This is a genomic window from Streptomyces sp. S063, assembly GCF_002832675.1.
GTDB lineage: Bacteria > Actinomycetota > Actinomycetes > Streptomycetales > Streptomycetaceae > Streptomyces > Streptomyces sindenensis.
Window position 1 is genome coordinate 1,866,114 of sequence record NZ_CP021707.1, and the last position, 22,107, is coordinate 1,888,220.

Annotated in this window: 15 protein-coding genes and 3 pseudogenes; 12 read left to right on the forward strand and 6 right to left on the reverse strand. The window is 73.1% G+C overall.

Going from position 1 to position 22,107, the window contains the following annotated elements:
• Positions 1-24: 24 nt before the first annotated feature.
• Positions 25-891, reverse strand: coding sequence for a hypothetical protein (locus tag CCZ36_RS08375; RefSeq protein ID WP_128817374.1), 867 nt, complete (start codon positions 889-891; stop codon positions 25-27).
• 329 nt (positions 892-1,220) lie between these two features.
• Between CCZ36_RS08375 and CCZ36_RS08380 the strand changes: the two are divergent.
• The 10 genes and pseudogenes from CCZ36_RS08380 (at position 1,221) to CCZ36_RS08430 (ending at position 12,972) form a co-directional block, all read left to right on the forward strand.
• A pseudogene (locus CCZ36_RS08380) lies at positions 1,221-2,327 on the forward strand (phytanoyl-CoA dioxygenase family protein).
• Positions 2,309-3,631 carry a DUF6271 family protein gene (locus CCZ36_RS08385; RefSeq protein ID WP_069740498.1) on the forward strand — a complete coding sequence of 441 codons (1,323 nt, stop codon included), beginning with the start codon at positions 2,309-2,311 and terminating at the stop codon, positions 3,629-3,631. The pseudogene CCZ36_RS08380 and the gene CCZ36_RS08385 overlap by 19 nt, the downstream one beginning before the upstream one ends.
• On the forward strand, positions 3,628-5,397 hold the full coding sequence (locus tag CCZ36_RS08390) for a condensation domain-containing protein (RefSeq protein ID WP_128817376.1): 1,770 nt from the start codon (positions 3,628-3,630) through the stop codon (positions 5,395-5,397). The genes CCZ36_RS08385 and CCZ36_RS08390 overlap by 4 nt, the downstream gene beginning before the upstream one ends.
• A 1-nt stretch (position 5,398) precedes the next feature.
• Positions 5,399-6,679, forward strand: a complete 1,281-nt coding sequence (locus CCZ36_RS08395) for an MFS transporter (protein ID WP_069740500.1) — start codon at positions 5,399-5,401, stop codon at positions 6,677-6,679.
• Between the two features lie 123 nt (positions 6,680-6,802).
• A pseudogene (locus CCZ36_RS08405) lies at positions 6,803-6,916 on the forward strand (MBL fold metallo-hydrolase); the annotation flags it as partial.
• A gap of 315 nt (positions 6,917-7,231) precedes the next feature.
• Complete coding sequence (locus tag CCZ36_RS08410) at positions 7,232-8,482, forward strand: prenyltransferase/squalene oxidase repeat-containing protein (RefSeq protein ID WP_069740502.1); 1,251 nt, start codon at positions 7,232-7,234, stop codon at positions 8,480-8,482.
• A complete protein-coding gene (locus CCZ36_RS08415) occupies positions 8,479-9,213 on the forward strand; it encodes an SCO2322 family protein (protein ID WP_176735335.1) in 735 nt (244 codons plus the stop codon). The genes CCZ36_RS08410 and CCZ36_RS08415 overlap by 4 nt, the downstream gene beginning before the upstream one ends.
• On the forward strand, positions 9,210-10,394 hold the full coding sequence (locus tag CCZ36_RS08420) for an energy-coupling factor transporter transmembrane component T (protein WP_128817377.1): 1,185 nt from the start codon (positions 9,210-9,212) through the stop codon (positions 10,392-10,394). The genes CCZ36_RS08415 and CCZ36_RS08420 overlap by 4 nt, the downstream gene beginning before the upstream one ends.
• On the forward strand, positions 10,391-12,118 hold the full coding sequence (locus tag CCZ36_RS08425) for an ABC transporter ATP-binding protein (RefSeq protein ID WP_128817378.1): 1,728 nt from the start codon (positions 10,391-10,393) through the stop codon (positions 12,116-12,118). Before CCZ36_RS08420 ends, CCZ36_RS08425 begins: the two co-directional genes overlap by 4 nt.
• 5 nt (positions 12,119-12,123) lie before the next feature.
• Entirely contained in the window at positions 12,124-12,972 is an 849-nt protein-coding gene (locus tag CCZ36_RS08430; protein WP_069743395.1) for an ECF transporter S component, read from the forward strand.
• Here CCZ36_RS08430 and CCZ36_RS08435 read toward each other — a convergent pair.
• From CCZ36_RS08435 to CCZ36_RS08450, 4 genes and pseudogenes are all read right to left on the reverse strand, one after another.
• The gene (locus CCZ36_RS08435; protein ID WP_164873491.1) at positions 12,969-13,931 is read right to left on the reverse strand and encodes an IS481 family transposase; all 963 of its coding nucleotides are present in this window, start codon (positions 13,929-13,931) and stop codon (positions 12,969-12,971) included. The two genes, CCZ36_RS08430 and CCZ36_RS08435, sit on opposite strands and share 4 nt — an antisense overlap.
• Before the next feature lie 139 nt (positions 13,932-14,070).
• A pseudogene (locus CCZ36_RS08440) lies at positions 14,071-14,244 on the reverse strand (steroid 3-ketoacyl-CoA thiolase); the annotation flags it as partial.
• Between the two features lie 183 nt (positions 14,245-14,427).
• The gene (locus CCZ36_RS08445; RefSeq protein WP_069738479.1) at positions 14,428-16,491 is read right to left on the reverse strand and encodes a bifunctional glycosyltransferase 87/phosphatase PAP2 family protein; all 2,064 of its coding nucleotides are present in this window, start codon (positions 16,489-16,491) and stop codon (positions 14,428-14,430) included.
• Between the two features lie 219 nt (positions 16,492-16,710).
• Positions 16,711-17,862 carry a serpin family protein gene (locus CCZ36_RS08450; protein ID WP_128817379.1) on the reverse strand — a complete coding sequence of 384 codons (1,152 nt, stop codon included), beginning with the start codon at positions 17,860-17,862 and terminating at the stop codon, positions 16,711-16,713.
• A gap of 62 nt (positions 17,863-17,924) precedes the next feature.
• Here CCZ36_RS08450 and CCZ36_RS08455 point away from each other — a divergent pair, with 62 nt between their 5' ends.
• Entirely contained in the window at positions 17,925-18,413 is a 489-nt protein-coding gene (locus CCZ36_RS08455; RefSeq protein ID WP_069738480.1) for a GNAT family N-acetyltransferase, read from the forward strand.
• Positions 18,414-18,445: 32 nt separating this feature from the next.
• Here the strand turns inward: CCZ36_RS08455 and CCZ36_RS08460 are convergent, their stop codons facing one another.
• Entirely contained in the window at positions 18,446-20,593 is a 2,148-nt protein-coding gene (locus CCZ36_RS08460; protein ID WP_128817380.1) for an MDR family MFS transporter, read from the reverse strand.
• A gap of 186 nt (positions 20,594-20,779) precedes the next feature.
• On the opposite strand from CCZ36_RS08460, the gene CCZ36_RS08465 reads away from it, so the two are divergent.
• On the forward strand, positions 20,780-21,955 hold the full coding sequence (locus CCZ36_RS08465) for a peptidoglycan-binding domain-containing protein (protein ID WP_079149626.1): 1,176 nt from the start codon (positions 20,780-20,782) through the stop codon (positions 21,953-21,955).
• Positions 21,956-22,107 lie beyond the last annotated feature (152 nt).

A 22,107-nucleotide genomic window follows, 5' to 3' on the forward strand; every position in this document is an offset into this window, starting at 1 on the left:
CCGACAGACGGGGTGCGGTGGAGATCAGGAACCGGTGGCGGCGACGGCCCGGAGCCGCTCCAGCGCCTGCTCGGCCGTGCCGTGGGCGAGGATCATCGCGTGCACCCAGCGCTCGACACCGAAGGCCACGCAGGAGCTGTACGCGGGGCCGTGGGAGCCGGCCCGGATGCCGAGCCGCTCACCGAAGAAGTTGCGGTGCCGGTTGACGGAGGCGATGGCCGTGCCGTCGGGGGCGCTGTACTCGTACTTGACCGGGTCCAGCGCCATCAGCCGGGCCCGGGACCCCCCGTTGTCGTAGAACGGGTCGTCGGCCGCCGCCCGGGTCAGGGCCAGGCCGAGCCGCCCGGCCACCTCCTGGACGAACTCCCCGCCGCGCGCCTGGTGTTCGGAGGCTCCGTCCTTGGTGCCGAGGTAGAGCACCTCACGCATATGGAACCCCCAGAGGCGGCGCAGGCCGTCGTAGTGGGTCTCGTTGCGGAAGCAGCGGCCTGCCGCCGAGAGCCGCAGCCCGTCCTCGCCGACGTCCTCGCCCTCCAGGGAGAGCAGCAGGCCGTAGCAGGTGGCGGACGGCAGTACATGGCCGGTCGGGTCGAGCGGAAGGTCCTGGGGCGAACCGCCGGAGGCCAGGCCGTCCAGCACGTCCGGGCCGAACCGGCCTGCGGATACGCCGAGATGGGGGAAGTTGCGGAAGAAGTCCAGCCGCGCCAGCCCCTCGACGGAGAGCAGCGGCGGCCCCACGACCTCGGGGGCGGAGAGCCGCGCGGCCAGACCGGTCAGCAGGTCGTCCAGACCCCGCAGCAGGGCGGTGCGGACCGGGTCCAGCGTGATCAGCCCGGCACCGGGGCTCTTCAGCTCGATGTCCGGCAGGGCGGTGATGCTGGATGTGTTCATGAAACCGCGTCTTTCTGAAAAGCGGGTTGACAGGCCGTCACGAACACGACCATGCCCCTGGACACTAGGCCCGTCGCTCGCTTGTTGTCTAGACCAAAAAAACCGAACACCAGGTATCACTTCCATGGCCACCGAGCGCGGGACGGCATGCCATATGCCCATATGTAACCGGCACTTGACAGTCCGGGCGGTCTGGACCAATCCTGCTGATCGACGTGGTCACGGCTCCTCGCACCACGGCGCTGCCATCCGTCCCGCCGACCGCGGCGACCCCGCTCCCCCGGGGTCGCCGCGCGGCCGGCCGAGGAGAAGAACCTGCCATGAACCTCATGACCACCCCCGCCCCTCGCCGTCGGCCCCGCCTGCACCGCGCGGCGTCGGACATCCCGTACTTCAGCGCGGACGGCGAGGCCTACCTCGCGCAGACAGCCCTGCGGGAGCTGGACAAGTCGCGCCCGCTGCGGGTGCTGTCCGAGGAGGACTTCGCCCACTGGCAGACGTACGGCTACGTCATCGTCCGCGAGGCGATACCGGCGGCGACGGCCCGCCGACTGCTGGACTTCACCTGGGAGTTCCAGGGCCTGGACCCGGAACGACCGGAGAGCTGGTACGAGGACCGGCCGCTGCGCTCGGAGCTGGACCAGCAACTGCACATCTACGGCTTCGTGGAGGCGTACCACCACCAACTCCTCTGGGACAACCGGCAGTAGCAGCGGGTGTACGACGCGTTCGTCGACGTGTGGGACTGCGAGGAGCTGTGGGTCACCCTGGACCGGCTCAACCTCAACCCGCCCAACCGGGGCAACCGGGACCGTGCGCTGATCGAGCCGACGGACCGGGGCTTCGACATCGAGCTGCACTGGGACATCGACACCACGCTCGCCGTGCCGCCGCAGCGGGTGCAGGGCATCATCGCGCTCAACGACACCCGGCCGGAGACGGGCGGCTTCCAATGCTGCCCGGAACTGTTCCGGCAGTTCGACGCCTGGAAGGTCGCCCAGCCCGCGGACCGGGACCCGTTGCGCCCCGCCGTCGACCGGAACGAACTCCCCGTCGTACGGCCGGATCTGCGCCCCGGTGACCTGCTCATCTGGAACGGTCTGCTGGCCCACGGAGTGGCGCGCAACCTCTCCGAGAACGGGGTGCGGGCCGTGCAGTACCTGTCGATGATGCCCGCACTGGAGGAGCACGAGCGGCTGCGGAAGTCCCGGGTGGAGTCCTGGCGTCATCTGCGCACCCCGCGCTGGAACCGCACCCTGGTCGGCGACCCGGTGCTGCACGAGTCCCAGCGCTACCCGACGGCCGAGCTGAACCCGCTGGGCAGCCGGCTGCTGGGGCTGGCCTCCTGGCAGGACCCGGTCGAGGACGCCGGGAACGGCGAAACCACCGCACCCGCCGCGCGGAGCGGGGAGCCTTCGTGCGCCGCGTCTGCCTGACCCTGCCCACGCACCGGGCGTGCACCGGGACGATCACGGCCATCGCCGACGAAGCGGCTTACGGCGCGAGGGAGTTCGGGTCGGAGATACACCTTCTGATCCTGGACTCCTCACCCGCCCCGGTGCTCGCCGAGCACCGGAAGGCGGTAGCCGCGCTGCCCGCGTCGCCCGGGGTGACCGTCCACCACCTGGATGAGGACGAGCAGCGGGCCTTCCTGCGCGAGGTGCTGGACCGATCCGGCGAAGCCTCGGCCTCGGCCTCGGCGGACCGGCTGCTGGAGCTGATGCTGCCGTCCCGGGTCTCCTACGGAGCCTGCACCAACCGGGCGTTCCTCATCGCCCAGGCCCTCGGCTGCACCTCCGTGCACCGCCGGGACTCCGACAGCCGCTACCAGTACGTCGACGGCGAACCGGTCTTCCCCCTCCACCAGGAGCTCACCTACCTGGGCCAACGGGCGGAGGACGTGCGGAACTCGGCGACGAGGAGCAAGCTGCCTCCGGGCTCGGGCGAACGACGGGTGGCGGTGGCGGGCGGCTCCTTCGTGGGCGAGATGTCGGTGGACGTGGCGGAGATCCGCGACCAGGACCCGGGCACGTACGACGACCTGGTCGGGCTGTCGCTTCCCGGGGGCTACCCGGAGATCTGGCGCCGGCACCTGATCGACGCGTCGTTCCGGGGTGCGGGGGCCGGGACGTTCGACGGCGACCGCACCGCACTCGCCCCCATCAGCCCGACCCAGGTCGACATGTGCAACGTCGGCTTCGACCACGAGGTCTACAGCAGGGTTCCGTTGCCGCCGGCGCGCGACACCATCGGCACCGACTACTTCCTGCTCCACCTCGTCCACAACGCCCGGCTGCCCGGCCTCCAGCACAACCGGCACATCGTGAACTTCCATACGCAGGAGCGGCGTACGGACACAGGGTTCCTCGCCTACCAGGTCCGGTTCGCCAAGTTCCTTCTCGCGACGGCGTATCTGAACACCGTTTACGCGAGGACGACGGCCGCAGGTGACACGCTGCTCGACGACGAGGGCCACATCAGGGCGTCCGTGGTGGCCGGTTTCGTCCGGGACAGCATCGATCTCGACCGTACGGAAGTCGTCCGCCGACTCGACGTCATCGACGGGGCCTACCGCCGGCTCGGCGGCCGCTACACGAGGGTCGCGGACACGATCGCCGAGCGCCGCCCCCGCCTCCTGGACGAGGCCCGCGACGACATGGCCGACTTCGCGCACCTGATGGACCACTGGGAGGCCCTGACGCGTGCGAGCGCCGGAACGGGCCCGGCCGTTATCCGATGACCCCCGCCGTCGGCAAGGACACCATGCACCCGAACCTCCCGCACCCCACCACCACGACCACGGTCACCGTCGCCTACGCGGGCGGTGACGAGCGCCGCGGCCCCCTCACCATGGGCCAGGCCAACATGATCCGCTGCATCCTGCGGGACGACCCCACCCACATCAACATCCACGATGTGTGGCCCGTCCCCGAGGGCACCACCGTGGTGGCCGTCACCGACGCCCTGCGCGCCCTGGCCGTACGGCACGAGGGGCTGCGCACCACCTTCCCGCACCCGGCAGGCTCGGCACCGGTCGACCAAGTCGTTGCGGCGGAGGGCACGTTCACGGTGACCGTCCTCGACCACACCGAACTCCCCGACGACGCTGCGGGGTACGCGGAGTCGGTGGCACGGGCGGCGCGGTCCGGGCGCTTCGCGCTGGATCGGGAGTTCCCGCTGCGGATCACCCTGCTCACCGTGGCGGGACAACCGGTCTACGTGGCACTGGCGTTCAGCCACGCGGCGGCTGACGGCAGCGCGATGGCCATCCTGCGCGAGGAGTTCGCCGAGCTGCTGGCGGGCAAGGAGCTGCCGGGGCTCGCCTCCCTGCCCCCGGTCGACCTGGCCGCCGTGGAGGCATCCCCGGCCGGGCTGCGGAAGTCGGAGGCGTCCCTGCGGTACTGGGAGCGGATCCTCCGCACCGGCCCGCAGGAGATGTTCGCGGAGCCGCGCGGCAGGAGGCCGGGGACCGACGAGGAGGCCCGGCAGCTGACGCTCCGCTCCCGCCGGGGCGGCCGGGCCCTCGCCGGGGCGGCCCGCCGCACCGGGCACCCCGAGGCCACCGTGCTGATGGCCGCCTGGTGCTCCCTGGTGGCCCACCGGGCGGGCCAGGACAGCTGCGTCACCGCCGTCCCGAGCGCCAACCGGTTCCACGCCCGGGTGGCCCGTTCGGTGACCACCACGTCCCAGGACGCGCTGCTCCACCTGGACGTCCGGGTACCGACGTTCGACGCGCTGGTCGCCCGGACCTGGGGGGCGGTGCTCAACGCCTACCGGCACAGCCAGTTCGACTCCGTACGGCTGTGGGAGATGATCGACCGGGTCACCGCCGAACGCGGCAGCCACTTCGGCCGGGACGTGGTGTTCAACGACGTGAGCGCCCTGCCCGCCCCGCTCCTGGGCACCGACGCGCAGGACCGCGACGACGCCGAGCAGGAGCTGGCCTGGGGGCCGCCGCAGACGCTGCCGACCCGGATGCTCGCCTTCACGTACCGGACGGCGCCCCAGCTCCACATCTCCCTGTGGGCAGCCCCCTCGCTCTTCACCCCCGAGGAGGCGGAGGGTTTCCTCGCCGGGCTGGTCCTGCTCCTGGAGGCGGCCGCTTCCGGGGACGTGCCGATGGAGGCACTGGCCGAGGTGACGGGCGTCCGCCCCGCCGAACGCGGCACCGGCTGGCTCCGGGTGGACGGCTGCTGGGTCTCGCCGGACGCCGTGCGCGAGGCGCTCGGCCGGGCGGTGGGCGGGCTGCCGGTGCGGGTGCAGGTGACCGAGGCGTCCGGCGCGGAGCCGCACCTGACGGCGTACATCGCCTGCGGCGAAACCCCGTTGACACCCGCCGAGGCCCACGGGGCACTGACCGCCCGCATCCCGTCCGCCGGTTCGGGGGTCCTGGCACCCCACCGCTACGTACTGGTCGAGAACCCGCCCACCGAGCCGGACCGGAGCGACGCATGGCGTCGGCTGGAGATCATCGAGGAAGGGACCGGCAGAAGCCGGCAGGTGTGACATGAGCGTTGACGACACGGCCCTCCCGCAACAGCAGCCGGCCGCGCTGCCGAGCCCTTGGCGGTCGACCCGGTTCCGGCTGTTCTTCACGGCCCGCAGCGCGTCGCTGCTGGCCGACGGCATGCTGATGGTCTCCCTGACCACGGCGGTGCTGGGGGCGGGCCACGGGGCGAGCGGCGTCGGCTACGCGCTGGCGGCGTGGATGACCCCGATCGTGCTGCTGGTGCTGTTCGGCGGGGTGCTGGCCGACCGCTTCACCCCTCAGCTGATGATGATCTGCGCGGACGTGGCGCGCATGCTGGCCATGCTCACGCTGGCGACTCTCCTCTTCTCCTCCGACAGCGTCCCGCTGTGGCAGATCATGGGGCTGATGGCGCTGAGCGGGGCCGCGACGGCGATGTTCCAGCCCGGGATGGCGAGCATGGTCCCCCGGGTCGCGGAGGACATCCAGAAGGCCAACGCGCTGCTGCGGATCTCCGAAGCACTGAGCACGCTGCTGGGCCCGGGCCTGGCGGGCATCCTCGTCGCGTACTGGCAGGTCTCGGGCTCGTACGTGGTCATCGCGGCGGCGTACGCGCTGAGCGCCCTGGTCCTGCTCCCCCTGCGCAAGCTGCACACGGAGCGCGACGAGGGCGACGCCCCGATGTGGCGGAGGCTGGCGACGGGCTGGCAGGAGTTCCGGTCCCGCCAGTGGCTGTGGGGCGTGATCGCGGTCTGGTCCGTGTACGGCCTGTTCGTGTTCGGCCCGGCGCTGCCGCTGGGCGCGGCGCTGATGATCGAGCAGCACGGGGCGAGCGGGTACGGCTGGATCGCCTCGGCGGACGGCGCGGGCACGATCATCGGCGGCCTGATCGGCATGCGGGTCCGCCCGCGCCGCCCGCTGGTGGCTGGCGCCCTGGCCATGCTCTGCTTCGCGCTCAACCCGCTGGCTCCGGCCCTGGAATGGTCCTTCGCGGCCACGGCGGTCGCCCACGTGATCGCGGGCTACGGCTTCGCGTTCTGGGGCGTGATGTGGGCGACGAGCGTCCAGTCCCACATCCCGCTGACGGTCCTGAGCCGCGTCTCGGCGTACGACGTGGCGGGCTCCATCATGGTCATCCCACTGGGCCGCGCCCTGGCGGGCCCGGCGGCGGACGCGTTCGGCGCGAACGAGGTGCTGATCTTCTCGTCGGTGATGTCGTGCGCGCTGCTGGCGGTGATGCTGAGCGTCCCGGCGATCCGGGCACTGCGGCGGGCACCGGAGGGCGTACTCCGGAAGACGGAGGGCGAACCGGCGGTCTGAACGCGTGCGATCAGCCCCGGACAACTGTCACGTCGTACTACGGGATCACGGCGTTACGCGTGACGAGAGCCGGCCGATGGGCCTGCGCCTGCGCGACGAGCGGCCGGTCGAAGGGGTTCTCGCGGACCACGGTCCATCGCCGTGTCGGAGGCCGAGTCCCATCTGCGGCGGCTCGCGAAGCTCGGCCGCGCGGAGGCCGTCCCGGGCGGGGCCCCGGTGTCGTACATCGCCGTGTGAGCCTCACCCGGCCCGGGTGGGCCCAGGACCCCGGTGACGTACATCGCCCCGTGCGGCCCCCGGCCCCTCCCCTACGGCCCGGTAGAGTGGGCAGGTCGTCATCATGCCCGTACAGGGGGACGCCGGAGACCGTCCGGCGCAGCGCCCCAGCCGTGACCCGTCCGTCCGACGGCAGCCGGACCGCCCTCCGCGGAGCGTGACCGGCTCGGGCCACCGGAACCCCGGTGGCCGGCACCGTCGAGGCATACGGGGCCGGAGCCCGGTGCCCTCGTGCGCCCGGGGAGTCCGGCCCTCGCAGGAGAGGCCCAGCCAGCCATGACCGTACGCCGCAGCGCAGCCGCGCTCGCGACCACCGCCGTGCTCCTGGGCGTCGCCGCCCCCGTGGCGGTCGCCGCACCGAGCCCTTCTCCGTCGGCGGATCTGCCGGCCGGGCTCTACGGCACCACGGACCCCACCTATGACGGGGTGTGGCGGCAGTCGCTCGCCTTCCTCGCGCAGAAGATCGAGTACGTCACGCCGTCGACGCAGGCGGTCGACTGGCTGGTGGGCCAGCAGTGCGACAGCGGGGCGTTCACCTCCTACCGGGACGCCTCCAAGCCCTGCGACGCGTCGACGGTGATGGACACCAACGCCACCGCCATCGCCGTCCAGGCCCTCGTCGAGATCAACCAGCGCCGCGAGGACGCCAACAACGGGGCCGACTGGCTGAAGTCCGTGCAGAACGAGGACGGCGGCTGGGGCTACAACCCGGGCAGCCCGTCCGACGCGAACTCCACCTCCATCGTCATCGGCGCCCTGGCCCGCACCGGCGTCCCGGTCAACGAGCTCACCACCAAGAACGGCAGCACCCCGTACACCGCGCTCCAGTCCCTGGCGATCGCCTGCGGGAAGAAGGACGGCGGCGCGTTCGCCTACCAGCCGGGCAAGAAGGGCGAGCTGACCGCCAACACGGACGCCACCGCGGCCTCCGTGCTCGGCCTGATGGGCAAGGGCATCGCCTCCGGCACGTCCAACGCGGTCAAGGACCCCTCCTGCACGAAGGGCGACGACCTCAGCCCGGAGCAGAGCGCCCAGAACGGCGCGTCCTTCCTGGCGGACACGCTGAAGAAGCAGCCGTATCTGGAGCAGGCCCCGATGCCCGGCGCCGAGGACTCCGCCCCGCAGCCCGACTACGGCAACACCGCGGACGCCGTCGTCGCGCTCGCCGCCTCCGGGCACACGGACAAGGCCGAGGCGTCGGTGGCCTGGCTGGAGAAGAACGCCACGGGCTGGGCGAAGCAGGGCGGTCCGGCCGCCACCGGGCAGCTGATCCTCGCCGCGCACGCCACCGGCGCCGACGCGCGCAGCTTCGGCGGTGTCGACCTCGTCAAGCAGCTCAACTCGATGGGGCCCGCCCCGGCCGCCACCGCCCTCCCCTCCCCGACGCCGACCGGTCCGCAGCCTTCCAGCGGCACCGACAGCGACGACAGCGGGCTGAGTCTGGGGTGGCTGATCGGCATCGGGCTGCTCGCCGGCACCGGCATCGGTTTCCTGCTCAGCATGCGCCGGAAGAAGCAGCAGCCGTGAGCCCTGCCCCGCCGGACGAAGCAACGGGCGTAAGCCCTGTACGGGCCGCCGCCCGGCTGCGCGCCCCCCTCGTCGCTCTGCTGGCCGCCCTCGTCACCGCCTCCGCCGTCCTGCTCGGCGCGGGGAGCGCCCAGGCCGCCGGGTACCGCTACTGGTCCTTCTGGGAGGGCAACGGCAAGAACTGGGAGTACGCCACCCAGGGGCCGTCCCTCCTGCGTCCGGACGACGGTACGGTCCAGGGCTTCCGGTTCGCCGTGAGCGAGGACTCCGGCGACGCCGACCGGCCGCGCCGCGCCCCCGACTTCGGGGCGATCTGCGCGGACACCCCGGCGGAGGACGGGAAGAAGCGGGTGGCGCTGGTCATCGACCCGGGGACGACCGCGGACGCCCCGGACGGAGAGAAGCCGCCCGCCCTGCGCACGGTCTGCGCCCGGGTCGCGCCGGACGCCAGCAGCGCGGAGGCGCTCGCCGCGGTGGCGAAGCCGCTGCGGTACGACGACAGCGCCATGCTCTGCGCGATCTCCGGCTATCCGAGGACGGGCTGCGGCGAGCAGGTGTCCGGCGACACCGGCAGCGCGAAGCCGTCCGAGCCCGCAAAGACGGTCGAGGACCCGGACGAGGACGCGGACGGGGGCAGCGGCGGCGGTCCCTCCGCCGGGCTCCTCGTCGGCCTCGGCGCCGTCCTGCTGCTCGGCATCGCCGCCGTCGTCCAGGCCCGCCGCCGCCGGTGACCGCCGCACCGGCCCCGGCATCGGCCCCGGCCAGGCTGCTGCGCCGCGCCCTGTACGCCCCGGAGGCGGACCGTGCCAACGCGCTGCCCGCCGGGGCGTGGTGGCTGTGGGCACTGGGGCTCGCCACCGCCGCGTCGCGGACCACCAATCCACTGCTGCTCGGGCTGCTGGTCGGGGTCGCCGGGTATGTGGTGGCGGCGCGGCGTACGGACGCGCCGTGGGCCCGTAGTTACGGCGCGTTCGTCAAGCTCGGATTGTTCGTCGTGGTGCTGCGGCTGCTGTTCTCCGTCTTCCTCGGCTCGTCGATCCCCGGCTCGCACACCGTGCTGACCCTGCCGGAGCTGCCGCTGCCCGACTGGGCGCAAGGGGTGCGGTTCGGTGGCCGGGTCACCGCCGAACAGCTGGTCTTCTCGCTGTACGAGGGGATGAAGCTGGCCACCCTGCTGATCTGCGTCGGCGCTGCGAACGCGCTGGCCAACCCGGCGCGGCTGCTGAAGTCGCTGCCCGGGGCGCTGTACGAGGCAGGGGTCGCCGTCGTGGTCGCGATGACGTTCGCGCCGAACATGGTGGCCGACGTGGTCCGGCTGCGCACCGCGCGCCGGCTGCGGGGGCGGCCGACCGGCGGGGTGCGGGCGGTGGCACAGATCGGGCTGCCGGTGCTGGAGGGCGCGCTGGAGCGGTCGGTGGCGGTGGCCGCGTCGATGGACGCACGGGGGTACGGGCGTACCGCCCAGGTCCCGGCGGCCGTCCGGCACACCACGAACGTTCTCACCCTGGGCGGGCTGCTCGGGGTGTGCGCCGGTACGTACGGGCTGCTGGCCGCGCAGGGGGCGGTGTACGGGCTGCCGTTGCTGCTGGCCGGTCTGGTCACCGCGATGGCCGGGCTGCGGCTCGGCGGGCGGCGCTCGGTGCGGACCCGCTATCGCCCGGACCGGTGGGGTGTGCGGGCCTGGCTGGTGGCGTGCTCGGGTGCGGCGATCGCGGCGGTGATGATCTGGGCGAGCGCCGTGGATCCGCAGGCGCTGCGCCCCGGGGTCGTACCGCTGACCGCGCCGGTGCTGCCGCTGTGGCCCGCGGTGGCGGTGCTGATCGGGCTGCTTCCCGCGCTGGTCGCGCCCGTACCGCCGTCGAACCGGGCGGCGGCCGACAGATCAGCGCAACGCGGCAAGGAGCAGGTGTGATCAGGTTCGAGCGGGTCTCCGTGCGGTACGAGGGCGCGGAGCGCCCCACGCTGTCCGGGGTCGACCTCACGGTCCCCGAGGGCGAACTCGTGCTGCTCGTCGGACCCTCCGGTGTCGGTAAGTCGACTCTGCTGGGTACGGTCTCGGGGCTCGTCCCGCACTTCACGGGCGGGCTGCTGTCGGGCCGGGTCACGGTGGACGGCCGCGACACCCGTACGCACAAGCCGCGTGAACTGGCCGATCTGGTCGGGACGGTGGGTCAGGATCCACTGGCGCACTTCGTCACGGACACCGTCGAGGACGAGCTCGCGTACGGCATGGAGTCGCTGGGTCTCGCCCCGGACGTGATGCGCCGCCGGGTCGAGGAGACCCTCGACCTGCTGGGCCTGGCCGAGCTGCGCGACCGGCCGATCGCGACCCTGTCGGGCGGCCAGCAGCAGCGGGTGGCGATCGGTTCGGTGCTCACCCCGCACCCGAAGGTGCTGGTGCTGGACGAGCCGACCTCCGCGCTGGACCCGGCGGCGGCCGAGGAGGTCCTCGCGGTGCTCCAGCGGCTGGTGCACGACCTGGGCACGACCGTGCTGATGGCCGAGCACCGGCTGGAGCGGGTGGTGCAGTACGCGGACCAGGTCGTCCTGCTGCCCGCCCCGGGCGCACCCCCGGTGATGGGGCCGCCCGACGGGATCATGAAGGTGTCGCCGGTCCGGCCGCCGGTGGTCGAGCTGGGTCTGCTGGCGGGCTGGGACCCGCTGCCCCTGTCGGTACGGGACGCCCGGCGCGGGGCGGGCGGGTTGCGGGAGCGGCTTTCGGGGGCGGCGGTGCCGGTGGGGACCGGCGTTGCACCGGTTCCGGTGGCGGGGCCGGCACCGGTGCCGGTGGTCCCCGCGGAGCGCTCGCGCCCCGGCCGCCTCGCCCGGCTGCTGGGCCGGGGGCCCGCCGCCCCGGTCGCCCCGGCCCCCGCCGATGCGGTCACCCGGGTCGACGGGCTCGGGGTGCGGCGCGGCCGGGTCGAGGCGTTGCGGCGGGTGACGCTCACCGTGGCGCCGGGCGAGACGGTGGCCCTGATGGGGCGCAACGGGGCCGGCAAGTCCACCTTGCTCGGTGCGCTCGTCGGGATGATCGAGCCCACGGCGGGCACCGTGCGCGTCGGCGGCCTGGCCCCGGCCCGGACGGACCCGCGGGCGATGGTGCGCCGGGTCGGCCTCGTACCGCAGGAGCCGCGCGATCTGCTGTACGCGGACACGGTGGCCGCCGAGTGCGCGGCCGCCGACCGGGACGCGGGGGCGGCGGAGGGCACCTGCCGGATGCTGGTGTCGGAGCTGCTGCCGGGGGTCGGGGACGACACCCACCCCCGGGACCTGTCCGAGGGGCAGCGCCTCGCGCTCGCCCTGGCGCTGGTCCTGACGGGGCGGCCGCCGCTGTTGCTGCTGGACGAGCCGACGCGCGGCCTGGACTACGCGGCCAAGGCCCGGCTCGTCGGCGTACTGCGGGGGCTCGCGGCCGAGGGGCACGCGATCGTCCTGGCGACGCACGACGTGGAGCTGGCGGCGGAGCTGGCCCACCGGGTGGTGATCCTCGCCGACGGGGAGGTCGTCGCGGACGGCCCGACCGGTCAGGTGGTGGTCTCCTCCCCGGCGTTCGCCCCGCAGACGGCGAAGATCCTGGCCCCGCAGGAGTGGCTGACCGTGTCCCAGGTGCGCGGGGCGTTGGAGGCGGGAGCGTGAAGGCGATGACGGACGCCACCGAACGGGCTGCCCGGCCCGTGCGGCTCGGGCCGAAGTCGGTGGCCGTGCTGCTGCTGACCGGGGCCGTCGGCGTGGTCGCCTTCGGGTGGCCGCTGCTGGCCGACGGCGGGTCCGGGCTCGCGCACGCGCAGGACGCGCCCTGGCTGTTCGCGGCGCTGCTTCCGCTGCTGGTCGCGGTGGTGGTGGCGACGATCTCCGAGTCCGGGATGGACGCGAAGGCCGTCGCGATGCTCGGCGTGCTGGCGGCGGTCGGGGCGGCCTTGCGCCCGCTCGGCGCGGGGACGGCGGGGCTGGAGCCGATGTTCTTCCTGATGGTGCTGAGCGGCCGGGTGCTCGGTCCCGGGTTCGGCTTCGTGCTCGGCTCGGTGACCATGTTCGCCTCGGCGCTGCTGACGGGCGGGGTAGGACCGTGGATGCCGTTCCAGATGCTGTCGATGGGCTGGTTCACGATGGGCGCGGGCCTGCTGCCGGGGCCCGACCGGCTGCGCGGGCGGACGGAGCTGGCGATGCTCGCGGTGTACGGGTGCGTGGCGGCGTTCGCGTACGGCACGGTGATGAATCTGCAGGGCTGGGTGATCCTCACCGAGCTGGGTTCGGGGATCTCGTTCGTCCCGGGCGCCCCGGTGCACGAGAACCTGGTCCGCTTCCTGGCCTACTGCGCGGCGACCTCGCTGGGCTGGGACCTGGGGCGGGCGGTGCTGACGGTGGTGCTGACCCTGACGCTCGGCCCGACGCTGCTGAAGGCGCTGCGCCGGGCCACCCGCCGCGCCGCTTTCGACGCGCGGGCGGCGTTCGAGGAGCCCGGGGCGGACGGGGCAGCCGACACCCCCTAGGTGTGTTGTCCGGACAGGTTGGTGCCGCGGCTGGCGGGTGTTTGGCCTGCGATGCCGGTGTGGGGTCGGTGGTAGTTGTACCAGTGCAGCCAGTCGGTGAACGCTTCCATGCGTTCGTGGTCTGAGGTGTAGGTCCGCTGGTAGGCCCATTCGTCGAGCAGGGTGCGGTGGAAGCGTTCGACCTTGCCGTTGGTCTGCGGACGCCAGGGCCTGGTCCAGCGGGGGCTGATGCCCAGGTCGCGGCAGGTGTCGCGCCAGGTGTTCTTGCTGTAGGCCCAGGCGTTGTCGGTCAGGACCCGTTCGATGCGGATGCCCAGGGACGCGAAGTGGGCGGTGGCCCGCACGAGGAAGGCTGCACAGGTCGGGGCGGTCTCGTCGGGAAGGTCTTCGGTGTAGGCGATGCGGCTGTGGTCGTCGAGTGCGGTGTGGAGGTAGGCGTATCCGGCGCCGTTGCGTCGGTCCTTGTTCGGGCTGCTTGCTGCCCGGCCGAGGACTTTGTGGCCGCCGCCGTCGGGAATCCGGCCCAGCTTCTTGACGTCGATGTGGACCAGTTCGCCGGGTCGGGCGCGTTCGTAGCGGCGGATGGGCTCGCCGGTCGCACGGTCCAGGGCGGCCAGGGGCGGCTGGCCGTGTCGCTGGAGGATGCGGTGAGCGGTCGAGGCCGCGATGTGGCACCGGACGGCCAGCCGGAGCGGGCCTATGCGGTGTTCGCGCCGGAGGCGGAGGACTTCCGTCTCGATTTCGGCCGGTGTCCGTCGGGGCTGGTGGTGGGGCCGGCTGGAGCGGTCACTCATTCCGGCGACGCCGAGCTGCCGGTAGCGGGTGGCCCATCGGGCGGCGGTGGTGTGGCTGACCTGGAAACGCTCCGCTGCCCGGCGCAGAGGCCATCCGTCCTCGACGACACAGCGGGCCAGGCGAAGACGCCCGGTCTCGGTCAGCGGGGCGTTACGGTGGACCACGAGGGCCTCCTCGGATCGGTGCAGATGTCGCAATCCACACCGAACCCGGAGGCCCTCACCTCTTTCAAGAACACCAGCACGCGTGTCACCAACGTCCCCGGACAACACACCTAGGCCTCCCCGGGCACGGGTGCCGTGCTCACAGCCGCTGGATGATCGTTCCCGTCGCCAGGGCTCCTCCCGCGCACATCGTGATCAGTGCGAACTCCTTGTCGCGGCGTTCCAGTTCGTGCAGGGCCGTGGTGATCAGCCGGGCGCCCGTCGCACCGACCGGGTGGCCCAACGCGATCGCGCCGCCGTTGACGTTGACCCGCGGCGGCTGCGGTCGGCCTGGCTCAACGGGATCAAGCAGCTCCAGGTGACCACGGCGGCGGCATCCTGATCCGCCCCGCCGAGTGGCGGGGCGGGCGCGACGGGCGGACCATGGACGGACGCGGCGATCCACGCCGAAGGGGTGCCGGGACGGTGAACGCCGCCCGGCACCCCTTCGGCCTGCTCACCCGCTGTGTGCCGCCTCCTGCTTCCCGGCCGGCACGGGCTCGGCGCCGGGGCCGGGGTCGAGGTCGACCGCGGGTTCCGCGGGCGGCGCCTCCACGGGTTCCGCCGACGGTTCCCGCTCCTCGTCGGTCACCAGCTTCCGTGGCCCCGACAGCACGTACGTCAGCCCGAAGCCCGCCGCCACGACCAGTGCGCCGCCGACCGCGTCGAGCACCCAGTGGTTGGCGGTGGCCACGATCGCGGCGATGGTGAAGAGGGGGTGCAGCAGACCGAGCGCCTTCATCCACAGCCTGGGGGCCAGCATCACGATCACCACACCGCACCACAGCGACCAGCCGAAGTGCAGCGACGGCATCGCCGCGTACTGGTTGGTGACGGTGGTCAGCGTCCCGTAGTCGGGTTTCGCGAAGTCCTGCACCCCGTGGACGGTGTCGATGAAGCCGAGGCCGGGCATGAGCCGGGGCGGGGCCAGGGGGTAGAGCCAGAAGCCGACGAGCGCGAGGAGCGTGGCGAAGCCGATGGAGGAGCGGACCCAGCGGTAGTCGGCGGGGCGGCGCACGTACAGCACGCCGAGGATCGTCAGCGGGACGATGAAGTGGAACGTGGAGTAGTAGTAGTCGAAGAACTCCCGCAGCCAGGTGATCCCGACGACCGTGTGGTTGACCCAGTGCTCGATGTCGATGTGCAGCCACTGCTCGATGGCGTGGATCTGCCGGCCGTGCTCCTCGGCGAGCGGGCGACCCGCGCGGGCGGCGAGGCGGACCTGGGCGTAGGCGTCGTAGACGACCCGGATGAGCAGGAGTTCCAGCAGCAGGTTGGGGCGGGTGAAGACCCGGCGCCAGAACGGCAGGAGCGGTACGCGTCTCCAGCGCGCCGCGACCGGTTTCGCGTACTCGGTCGGGACCGGGTGCTGCCAGTACGGCGAGGTGCGGGGCAGGAACGGGGCGAGGCAGGCCGCGCCGAGCGCCGTGAGGAGCAGGATGTTGTCGCGTACGGGGAAGAGCGGCTCGATGTTCGGCAGCAGCATCGTGCCCGGCAGGGTGACGGCGAGCACCACCACGGACGGCCAGACCAGCCGGTCGGAGGCCCGCTTGCCGACCTTGCCGACGACCGCGAGGAGCACCCAGAGCAGCTGGTGCTGCCAGGCGGTCGGCGAGACGGCGACCACGACGCACCCGGTCACGGCCACCGCGAGGAGCACCTGCCCGTCCGCGGCGTACCGCACCGCGCGCCGCAGCCCGATGACCACGACGGCGGCGGCGAGCACCAGGAACAGGGCGATCTCCACGGGCCCTTCGAGGCCGAGCCGGAGCAGCGCCCCGTGCAGGGACTGGTTGGCCAGGCTGTCGGGCCGCTCCCCCAGTCCGGAGCCCGCCAGATGGTGCACCCAGTACGTCCATGAGTCCTTCGGCGCCGCGGCCCAGGCGACGGCGGTGGCGAGGGCGAAGGCCGCGCCCGCGCTCACCGACGCCTGCCGTCTGCCGGTCAGCCAGAGCAGGGCGGCGAAGAGCAGCAGCACCGGCTGGAAGGCGGCGGCGACACCGACAAGGACGCCCGCCGCCCGGTGCTCCCGGACGACGAACCAGGCCAGCAGCACCAGCAGGACGGGCAGGATGCTGGTCTGGCCCAGATGCAGGGCGTTGCGGACCGGCAGCGACAGCATGAACAGGCAGATCGCGACGGGGGCCGCGAGCAGAGCAGTCCGGCGGCCCACCGGCCCGGGCAACGCCTTGGCCGCGACGAGGCCGAGGGCGACGACGAGCAGCAGGGACCCGAACGTCCAGGCCACGCCCAGGGTCTGCTGGGCCGTGGCGGTGAGCGGCTTCAGAACGAGCCCGGCGAAGGGCGTCCCGGTGAACCGGCCGCTGTCGTACAACGAGCCCGTGACGTGCAGGACGCCGCTCTCCCCGATCCAGGTCTCCAGATCGAGGAGCCGTTCCCCCGGTGGCTGCCGGAGCACCACCGCCACCTGCCGTACCGCGAGCGCGGCCACGACCAGCCAGAGCAGGGCCCTGGTCAGCCCCGTTCTCGCTCCCGTGTCCGCCGCCGCGTCACCGCGCACACTGTGATCCGCATTCACCACGCTGCGCCGACCCTCCCACCGTTCCGTGCATCGCCCTTCGAGTGGGGGCCATGCAGGATGAAGCCTCGCATTGCCCTACGAGGTAGACCCAATCAACCCCCTCTTTGCCTGGCTGTCATCCTGCTTTGGTCCGGAAGAATTCGTCCGCGGGGATGACGGGGGCTCGCGGGGAGGGCATCGGCCGGGCGCGGGAAGGCTTCAGGCGTCCGGGGCCGCGGGGGTCTCCGCCTGCCAGGCGGTGAACAGGGGTACGTCGTCGGCTCCGGCCAGCACGACGATGCCGAAGGGCCGGTCGAAGGCGATGTGGTGCACCCGCTGCGGCCGGGGCGCCGCGCCCGCCGGGGCCATGGCGACCACCGTCACGGCCGCGGCCTCCACGCCCTCCTCCGCGATCTTCAGCACGGCCTCCTGGATCACGTCGGAGACGAGGAGAGGTTCGGGCGAGAGGCCGGAGAAGTCGGCGTCGTCGGAGGTGGCCAGCCGTACGCCGAGGGCGGGCAGTTGGCCGGTGACGGGCACCCGGGTACGCAGGGCGAGCCGCGGCAGCCCGACGGTCACCCGGTCGGCGTCCAGCGGGGCCCCTGTGGTCCGGGGCGCCCAGCCCGCGGGGAGCACGCGCTCCGGGCCGGCCCCCGGCTCGCCCAGGACGAGACGGACCCGGGCTCCGGGGGCGCCGCCGGGCTCCCGCGCGCAGCGCAGCTCGACGACGTATGTCCCGCCGGCCGTCCAGGCGTCGGCCATCGGCACGTCCTTGGACATGGTCGGCACCTTCCGGACCGTCCCGGCCGCGTCGGTGAACGGCAGGTCTCGGGTGCGCCACCCCTCGAACGGCGTCTCCCAGCGGGCCTTCAGCGCCAGGACGTTGACCAGGGCGAGCAGGGTGTCGTCGGTGATCTCCAGCGGCAGCCGCTCGATGAGCCCGCCCGTCGCCTCGCGCACCCAGGCGTCGACGGCCGCCGGGTCCATCGGGTCGAAGCGGACGTCCGGCAGCGCCTCCCGGTACGCGCGCAGCACGGGCACCCGGCTCCAGACCCGGGTGGCCACGCCCAGCGCCCCGGTCGTCGCCAGCTCCCGGGCCACCTCCGTGACGGCCGGGGCGGCCTCCCGGTCCGCGGTGCCGAGGAGGGCCCGCAGCTCGGCCGCGGTCCCGCCGCGGGCGCCCGCGGCGACGGCGGCCAGGGCGAGCCACAGCCCGGCGGGCGAACAGACGAAGCCGGCGGGCGGCACGGTACGGCTCCGGCCTCGGACTGCCGCTCCGGCGGCGGTCATGCCGTCCTGTATCCAGCGTTCGGCCAGGTGCTGAATGGCTCGGGTCGTGGGTATCGCCGATGTCGTGGACACGTCGGTCACTGCTGCCCCCCGCACGGGTAATTGCGTCGTCGTCAGGCCGTACGGCAGCAAGAATGCCCCACATGACCTGGACCGTGGCCGCCGAACGATTCGACTCCCCCGACGCGAGCGCCCTGCGCCGTGACTACTACGACGAGGTCGCGAGCCGCTACTGGAATCGGCCCGCGACCGCCGAGGAGATCGCCGACGGGCTGGCCGACGACGGGGCCGACCTGCTCGTACCGCCGACCGGTCAGTTCGTCGTCGGCCGGTACGGGAGCGAGGCTGCGAGCTGTGCCGGGCTGGTGCTCACGGAGGAGGCCGAGGCGGGTACGGCGGAGCTGACGCGGGTGTACGTGCGCCCGGCGTTCCGGGGGACGGGCGGCGGCGGGCTGCTGCTGGCCGCGGTGGAGGAGGCGGCGAGGGCGTACGGCGTACGGCTGCTGCGCCTGGACACCCGCAACGACCTGGTCGAGGCGCGCGGGCTGTACGCGAAGCACGGGTACCGGGAGGTGCGGGCGTTCCACCGCCGTAACCGGTACGCGGAGCACTGGTTCGCCAAGGAGCTGTGACCCCCGGGGCAGGAGTCCGGCAGGCGGGCGGCTCAGACGGGCGGGTGGTGACGGCCGTGGCCGTCGCGGTCCTCGTGGTCGTGCTGGTCGTCGAGGACCCGGCTGTGGGCCTCGCGCTCGTCGTGGCGCAGATGGGCCTCGTGGTCGCGGGGAGGCGTCGGGGAGCGGGGCCGTTCCCTGGTCGAGCCGCTGACTTCGGCGGTCAGTTCATGGACGAGTCTGACCAGGTCGGTGGGGCGTTCGGGGCCCCACCAGTCGCCGAGGAGTTCGGCGAGGGAGTCCTCGCGGGCCTGCGAGAGCCGGACGACGGCTTCGGCCCCGGAGTCGGTGAGGATCATCTGGAGACCTTCCCGGCGGGCCAGTCCGCGCTCCTCGATCTGCCGGGCCGCGTCGGTGATCACACGCAGCGGTACGGGAACCGTCTCGGCGAGCCGGGCGGGTTCGACCATGCCGTGCCGTTTGATCCGCAGGAGCAGCCAGCCGGCCGCGGGCAGCAGGTCGTACCCCGCCCGCTCGGTGATCTTCTCGTAGATCTCGCGGCGGCCCTCCCGGGTGGCGAGCACGGACAGGGCGCGGGCGCACTCGTCGTACGAGGAGCGCTCGACGGGGTTGGAGGCGAGGGTCTGGCTGGTGTCCGGGGCGGTCACCGATCCCCGGAGTTTGTCCTCGCGGAGGAACCAGGCGAGGACGAAGGCCAGGAGGACGACCGGGGCGGCGTACAGGAAGACGTCCGTGATGGAGGTGGAGTACGCGCTGAGGACCCCGGGCCGGAGGTCGGCGGGGAGCTGCCCGATGGCCCGGGGGTCGGCGGACAGGCTGCCCGCGTCGATGCCCGGCGGCAGCGGCTGCCCGGCGAGCGCGTCCGTGAGCTGACCGGTCAGCCGGTTGGCGAAGATGGTGCCGAAGATCGCCACGCCGAACGCGGAGCCGATCGACCGGAAGAACGTGGCGCCGGAGGTGGCGACGCCGAGGTCCTGGTACGAGACGGAGTTCTGGGCGACCAGGACGAGTACCTGCATCACCAGGCCGAGACCGGCGCCGAAGACGAAGAAGCAGGCGCTCATCAGCCAGGTGGAGCTGTTCTCGTCGAGGTTGTGGAGCAGCAGGAGACCGACGGCGGTGAGGGCCGTGCCCGCGAGCGGGAAGACCTTCCAGCGACCGGTCCGGCTGACGATCTGGCCGGAGGCGGTCGAGGTGATCAGCAGGCCGAACACCATCGGCAGCATGTGCACACCGGACATCGTCGGGGTGATGTCGTGGACCACCTGGAGGAACGTCGGCAGGTAGGTCATCGCGCCGAACATGGCGAAGCCGATGACGAAGCTGATCACGGCGACGAGGGTGAAGGTCCGGATCCGGAACAGCTTCAGCGGCAGCACGGGCTCGACGGCACGCCGTTCGGCGGCGACGAAGGCCGCGAGCAGGACGACGGCGAGCACCGCGAGCACGATGATCTGCGGGGAGGCCCAGGCCCAGGTCGTCCCGCCCAGGGAAGCGATGAGCACCAGGCTGGTCGCGACGGCCGCGATGAGGAAGGTGCCGAGGTAGTCGATGGTGTGCTTCTCACGGCGGACCGGGATGTGCAGGACGGCCGCGATGACGCCCAGCGCGAGGACGCCGATCGGCAGGTTGATGTAGAAGACCCAGCGCCAGCTGAGGTGTTCGGTGAAGAAGCCGCCGAGGAGCGGCCCGAGGACGCTCGTCACACCGAAGACGGCACCGAAGAGCCCTTGGTACTTTCCGCGTTCGCGCGGGGTGACGAGGTCGCCGACGATCGCCATGGACAGCACCATGAGCCCGCCGCCACCGAGCCCTTGGAGAGCACGGAATCCGATCAGCTGGGGCATGTTCTGGGCGACTCCGCAGAGCGCGGAGCCGATCAGGAAGATGACGATCGCGGTCTGGAAGAGCTTCTTGCGGCCGTACTGGTCGCCGAGCTTGCCCCACAGCGGGGTCGCCGCTGTGGCCGCCAGCAGATAGGCGGTCACCACCCAGGAGAGATGGTCGAGCCCGCCGAGCTCGCTGACGATCGTCGGAAGCGCCGTGGAGACGATGGTCTGATCGAGTGCCGCGAGCAGCATGCCGAGGAGCAGCGCCCCGATCGCCACCAGGACGCTCCGGTGGGAATGCCCCTCACCGGGGGCCGCGGCCGAGGGCGGCGGGCTCAGCTGCTGGGACATGGGCGTCTCCTCCGCTGGGCCATGGCGTCTCCTCGATCCGCTGCGTCCGCTGATCCACTACACCCCCATCCTGGACGTTTCGCCCCGTTATGGCCTGCCGAGGGCGGGCCGTGCCCCCTGCGGCCCGTTGGGCTTCCCCGGAGCGGGCTGCATAATCGCAGGCAGTTCAAGGGGAGGGGACCCACGATGACCGGACACGCATGCCCGGAGTGCGGTAGACGGACGGCCGGGGAGCCCGGCACGGAGTACCGGGTGCCGTGCCGGTGCGGCGCGGGCGCGGGTTCGGCCCCGCTCACGGACGACGAGCAGCGCGCCGCCCGTACGGCGGAGATCGCGGCGGCCGAGGACTTCGACCCGCTGCGCATCCGGCCGTACGTGACGCTGACGGACCACGCGAGCACGGGGCCGGACCACCCGGGGGCGGGGCCGGACCGCTCGGGGGCCGGCGAGGCTTTTGGCATCACCGAGGGCGTGCGGCAGCCCGGCACGTGGACCGGCGAGGCTTCCGTGCCCGGAGGGCCGGGGCCCGACGTTCCGGGCTCGGCCGCCACCACGATGCCGCTGTTCCTGGGCGGCGACGGCTCGGACGCGGGTACGGGCCCGGGTACGGGTACGGCCGCGGGCCCGGGCGCCCCCACCGGCGCGTACCCCGCACCGGCCGGAAGCGGGGACCGGAACCGCAGGCGAACCGCCGCCGCGAACCCCGCCTTCGCCCCCGACCCCGTGCAGCCGCGCCGCAGGCGGCCCTTCGGGGCGCTCGCCGTGGGGGCGGCCGTGGCCGCGGTGGTCGGCACGGCAGCCTTCGCCGGCGGACTCCTCGGCGGCGACGACAGCGGGGACGAGGCACTGCCGGAGGCGACCACGAGCGTCCCGGACCTGGAGGACGAACCGGCCGCTTCGGTGGCCCCGTCCTCCTCCGCGTCGGCCACTCCGTCCCGTACGCCGTCCCGCTCGGCCGCACCGTCGGCATCGCCGTCCGCGTCCGCCTCGCCGACGAAGAGCCGGGAGCCCTCGCCGACCGCCACCGCCGCCGCGCCCGCGTCGCCGACGGCGAGCGCGTCGCCCGCCCCGGAGAACGGCGGCGCGCCCACGTCCTCGCCGTCCGCCGCCCCGCCCGCGGAGTTCGCCGGCCCTTCGCTGCGGCCCGGCGACCGCGGCCCGGAGGTCGGGGTGCTGCAGAACCGGCTCAGGGAACTGTGGCTCTACTCGGGGCCGTCCGACCAGAACTACAACGACCGGGTGGAGAACGCGGTGGCGATCTACCAGTCGTACAAGGCGATCCAGGGCGATCCGGTGGGCGTGTACGGACCGAACACCCGGCGCGCACTGGAGGCGGAGACGAGCGGGCGCGGGCACCGCTGAGGCAGGACACCCGGCGGGCCGGAGAGGGGCGAGCGGAGAACGGGAAGCGGCGAGGGGCGAGCGGGAAGCGGAGAGCAGGAAGCGGCGAGCCGGGTGATTGGCGTTCCGGCTCCGGTTTTTGTATCGTGATGGAACAAAGTAGCTCCCGCCCG

Coding starts and splice junctions, on each gene's coding strand:
- CCZ36_RS08390 (WP_128817376.1), top strand. CDS start 3,628: ATGACCCCCGCCGTCGGCAAGGACACCATGCACCCGAACCTCCCGCAC.
- CCZ36_RS08460 (WP_128817380.1), bottom strand. CDS start 20,593: ATGTCCCAGCAGCTGAGCCCGCCGCCCTCGGCCGCGGCCCCCGGTGAG.
- CCZ36_RS08375 (WP_128817374.1), bottom strand. CDS start 891: ATGAACACATCCAGCATCACCGCCCTGCCGGACATCGAGCTGAAGAGC.
- CCZ36_RS08410 (WP_069740502.1), top strand. CDS start 7,232: ATGACCGTACGCCGCAGCGCAGCCGCGCTCGCGACCACCGCCGTGCTC.
- CCZ36_RS08455 (WP_069738480.1), top strand. CDS start 17,925: ATGACCTGGACCGTGGCCGCCGAACGATTCGACTCCCCCGACGCGAGC.
- CCZ36_RS08465 (WP_079149626.1), top strand. CDS start 20,780: ATGACCGGACACGCATGCCCGGAGTGCGGTAGACGGACGGCCGGGGAG.
- CCZ36_RS08395 (WP_069740500.1), top strand. CDS start 5,399: ATGAGCGTTGACGACACGGCCCTCCCGCAACAGCAGCCGGCCGCGCTG.
- CCZ36_RS08430 (WP_069743395.1), top strand. CDS start 12,124: ATGACGGACGCCACCGAACGGGCTGCCCGGCCCGTGCGGCTCGGGCCG.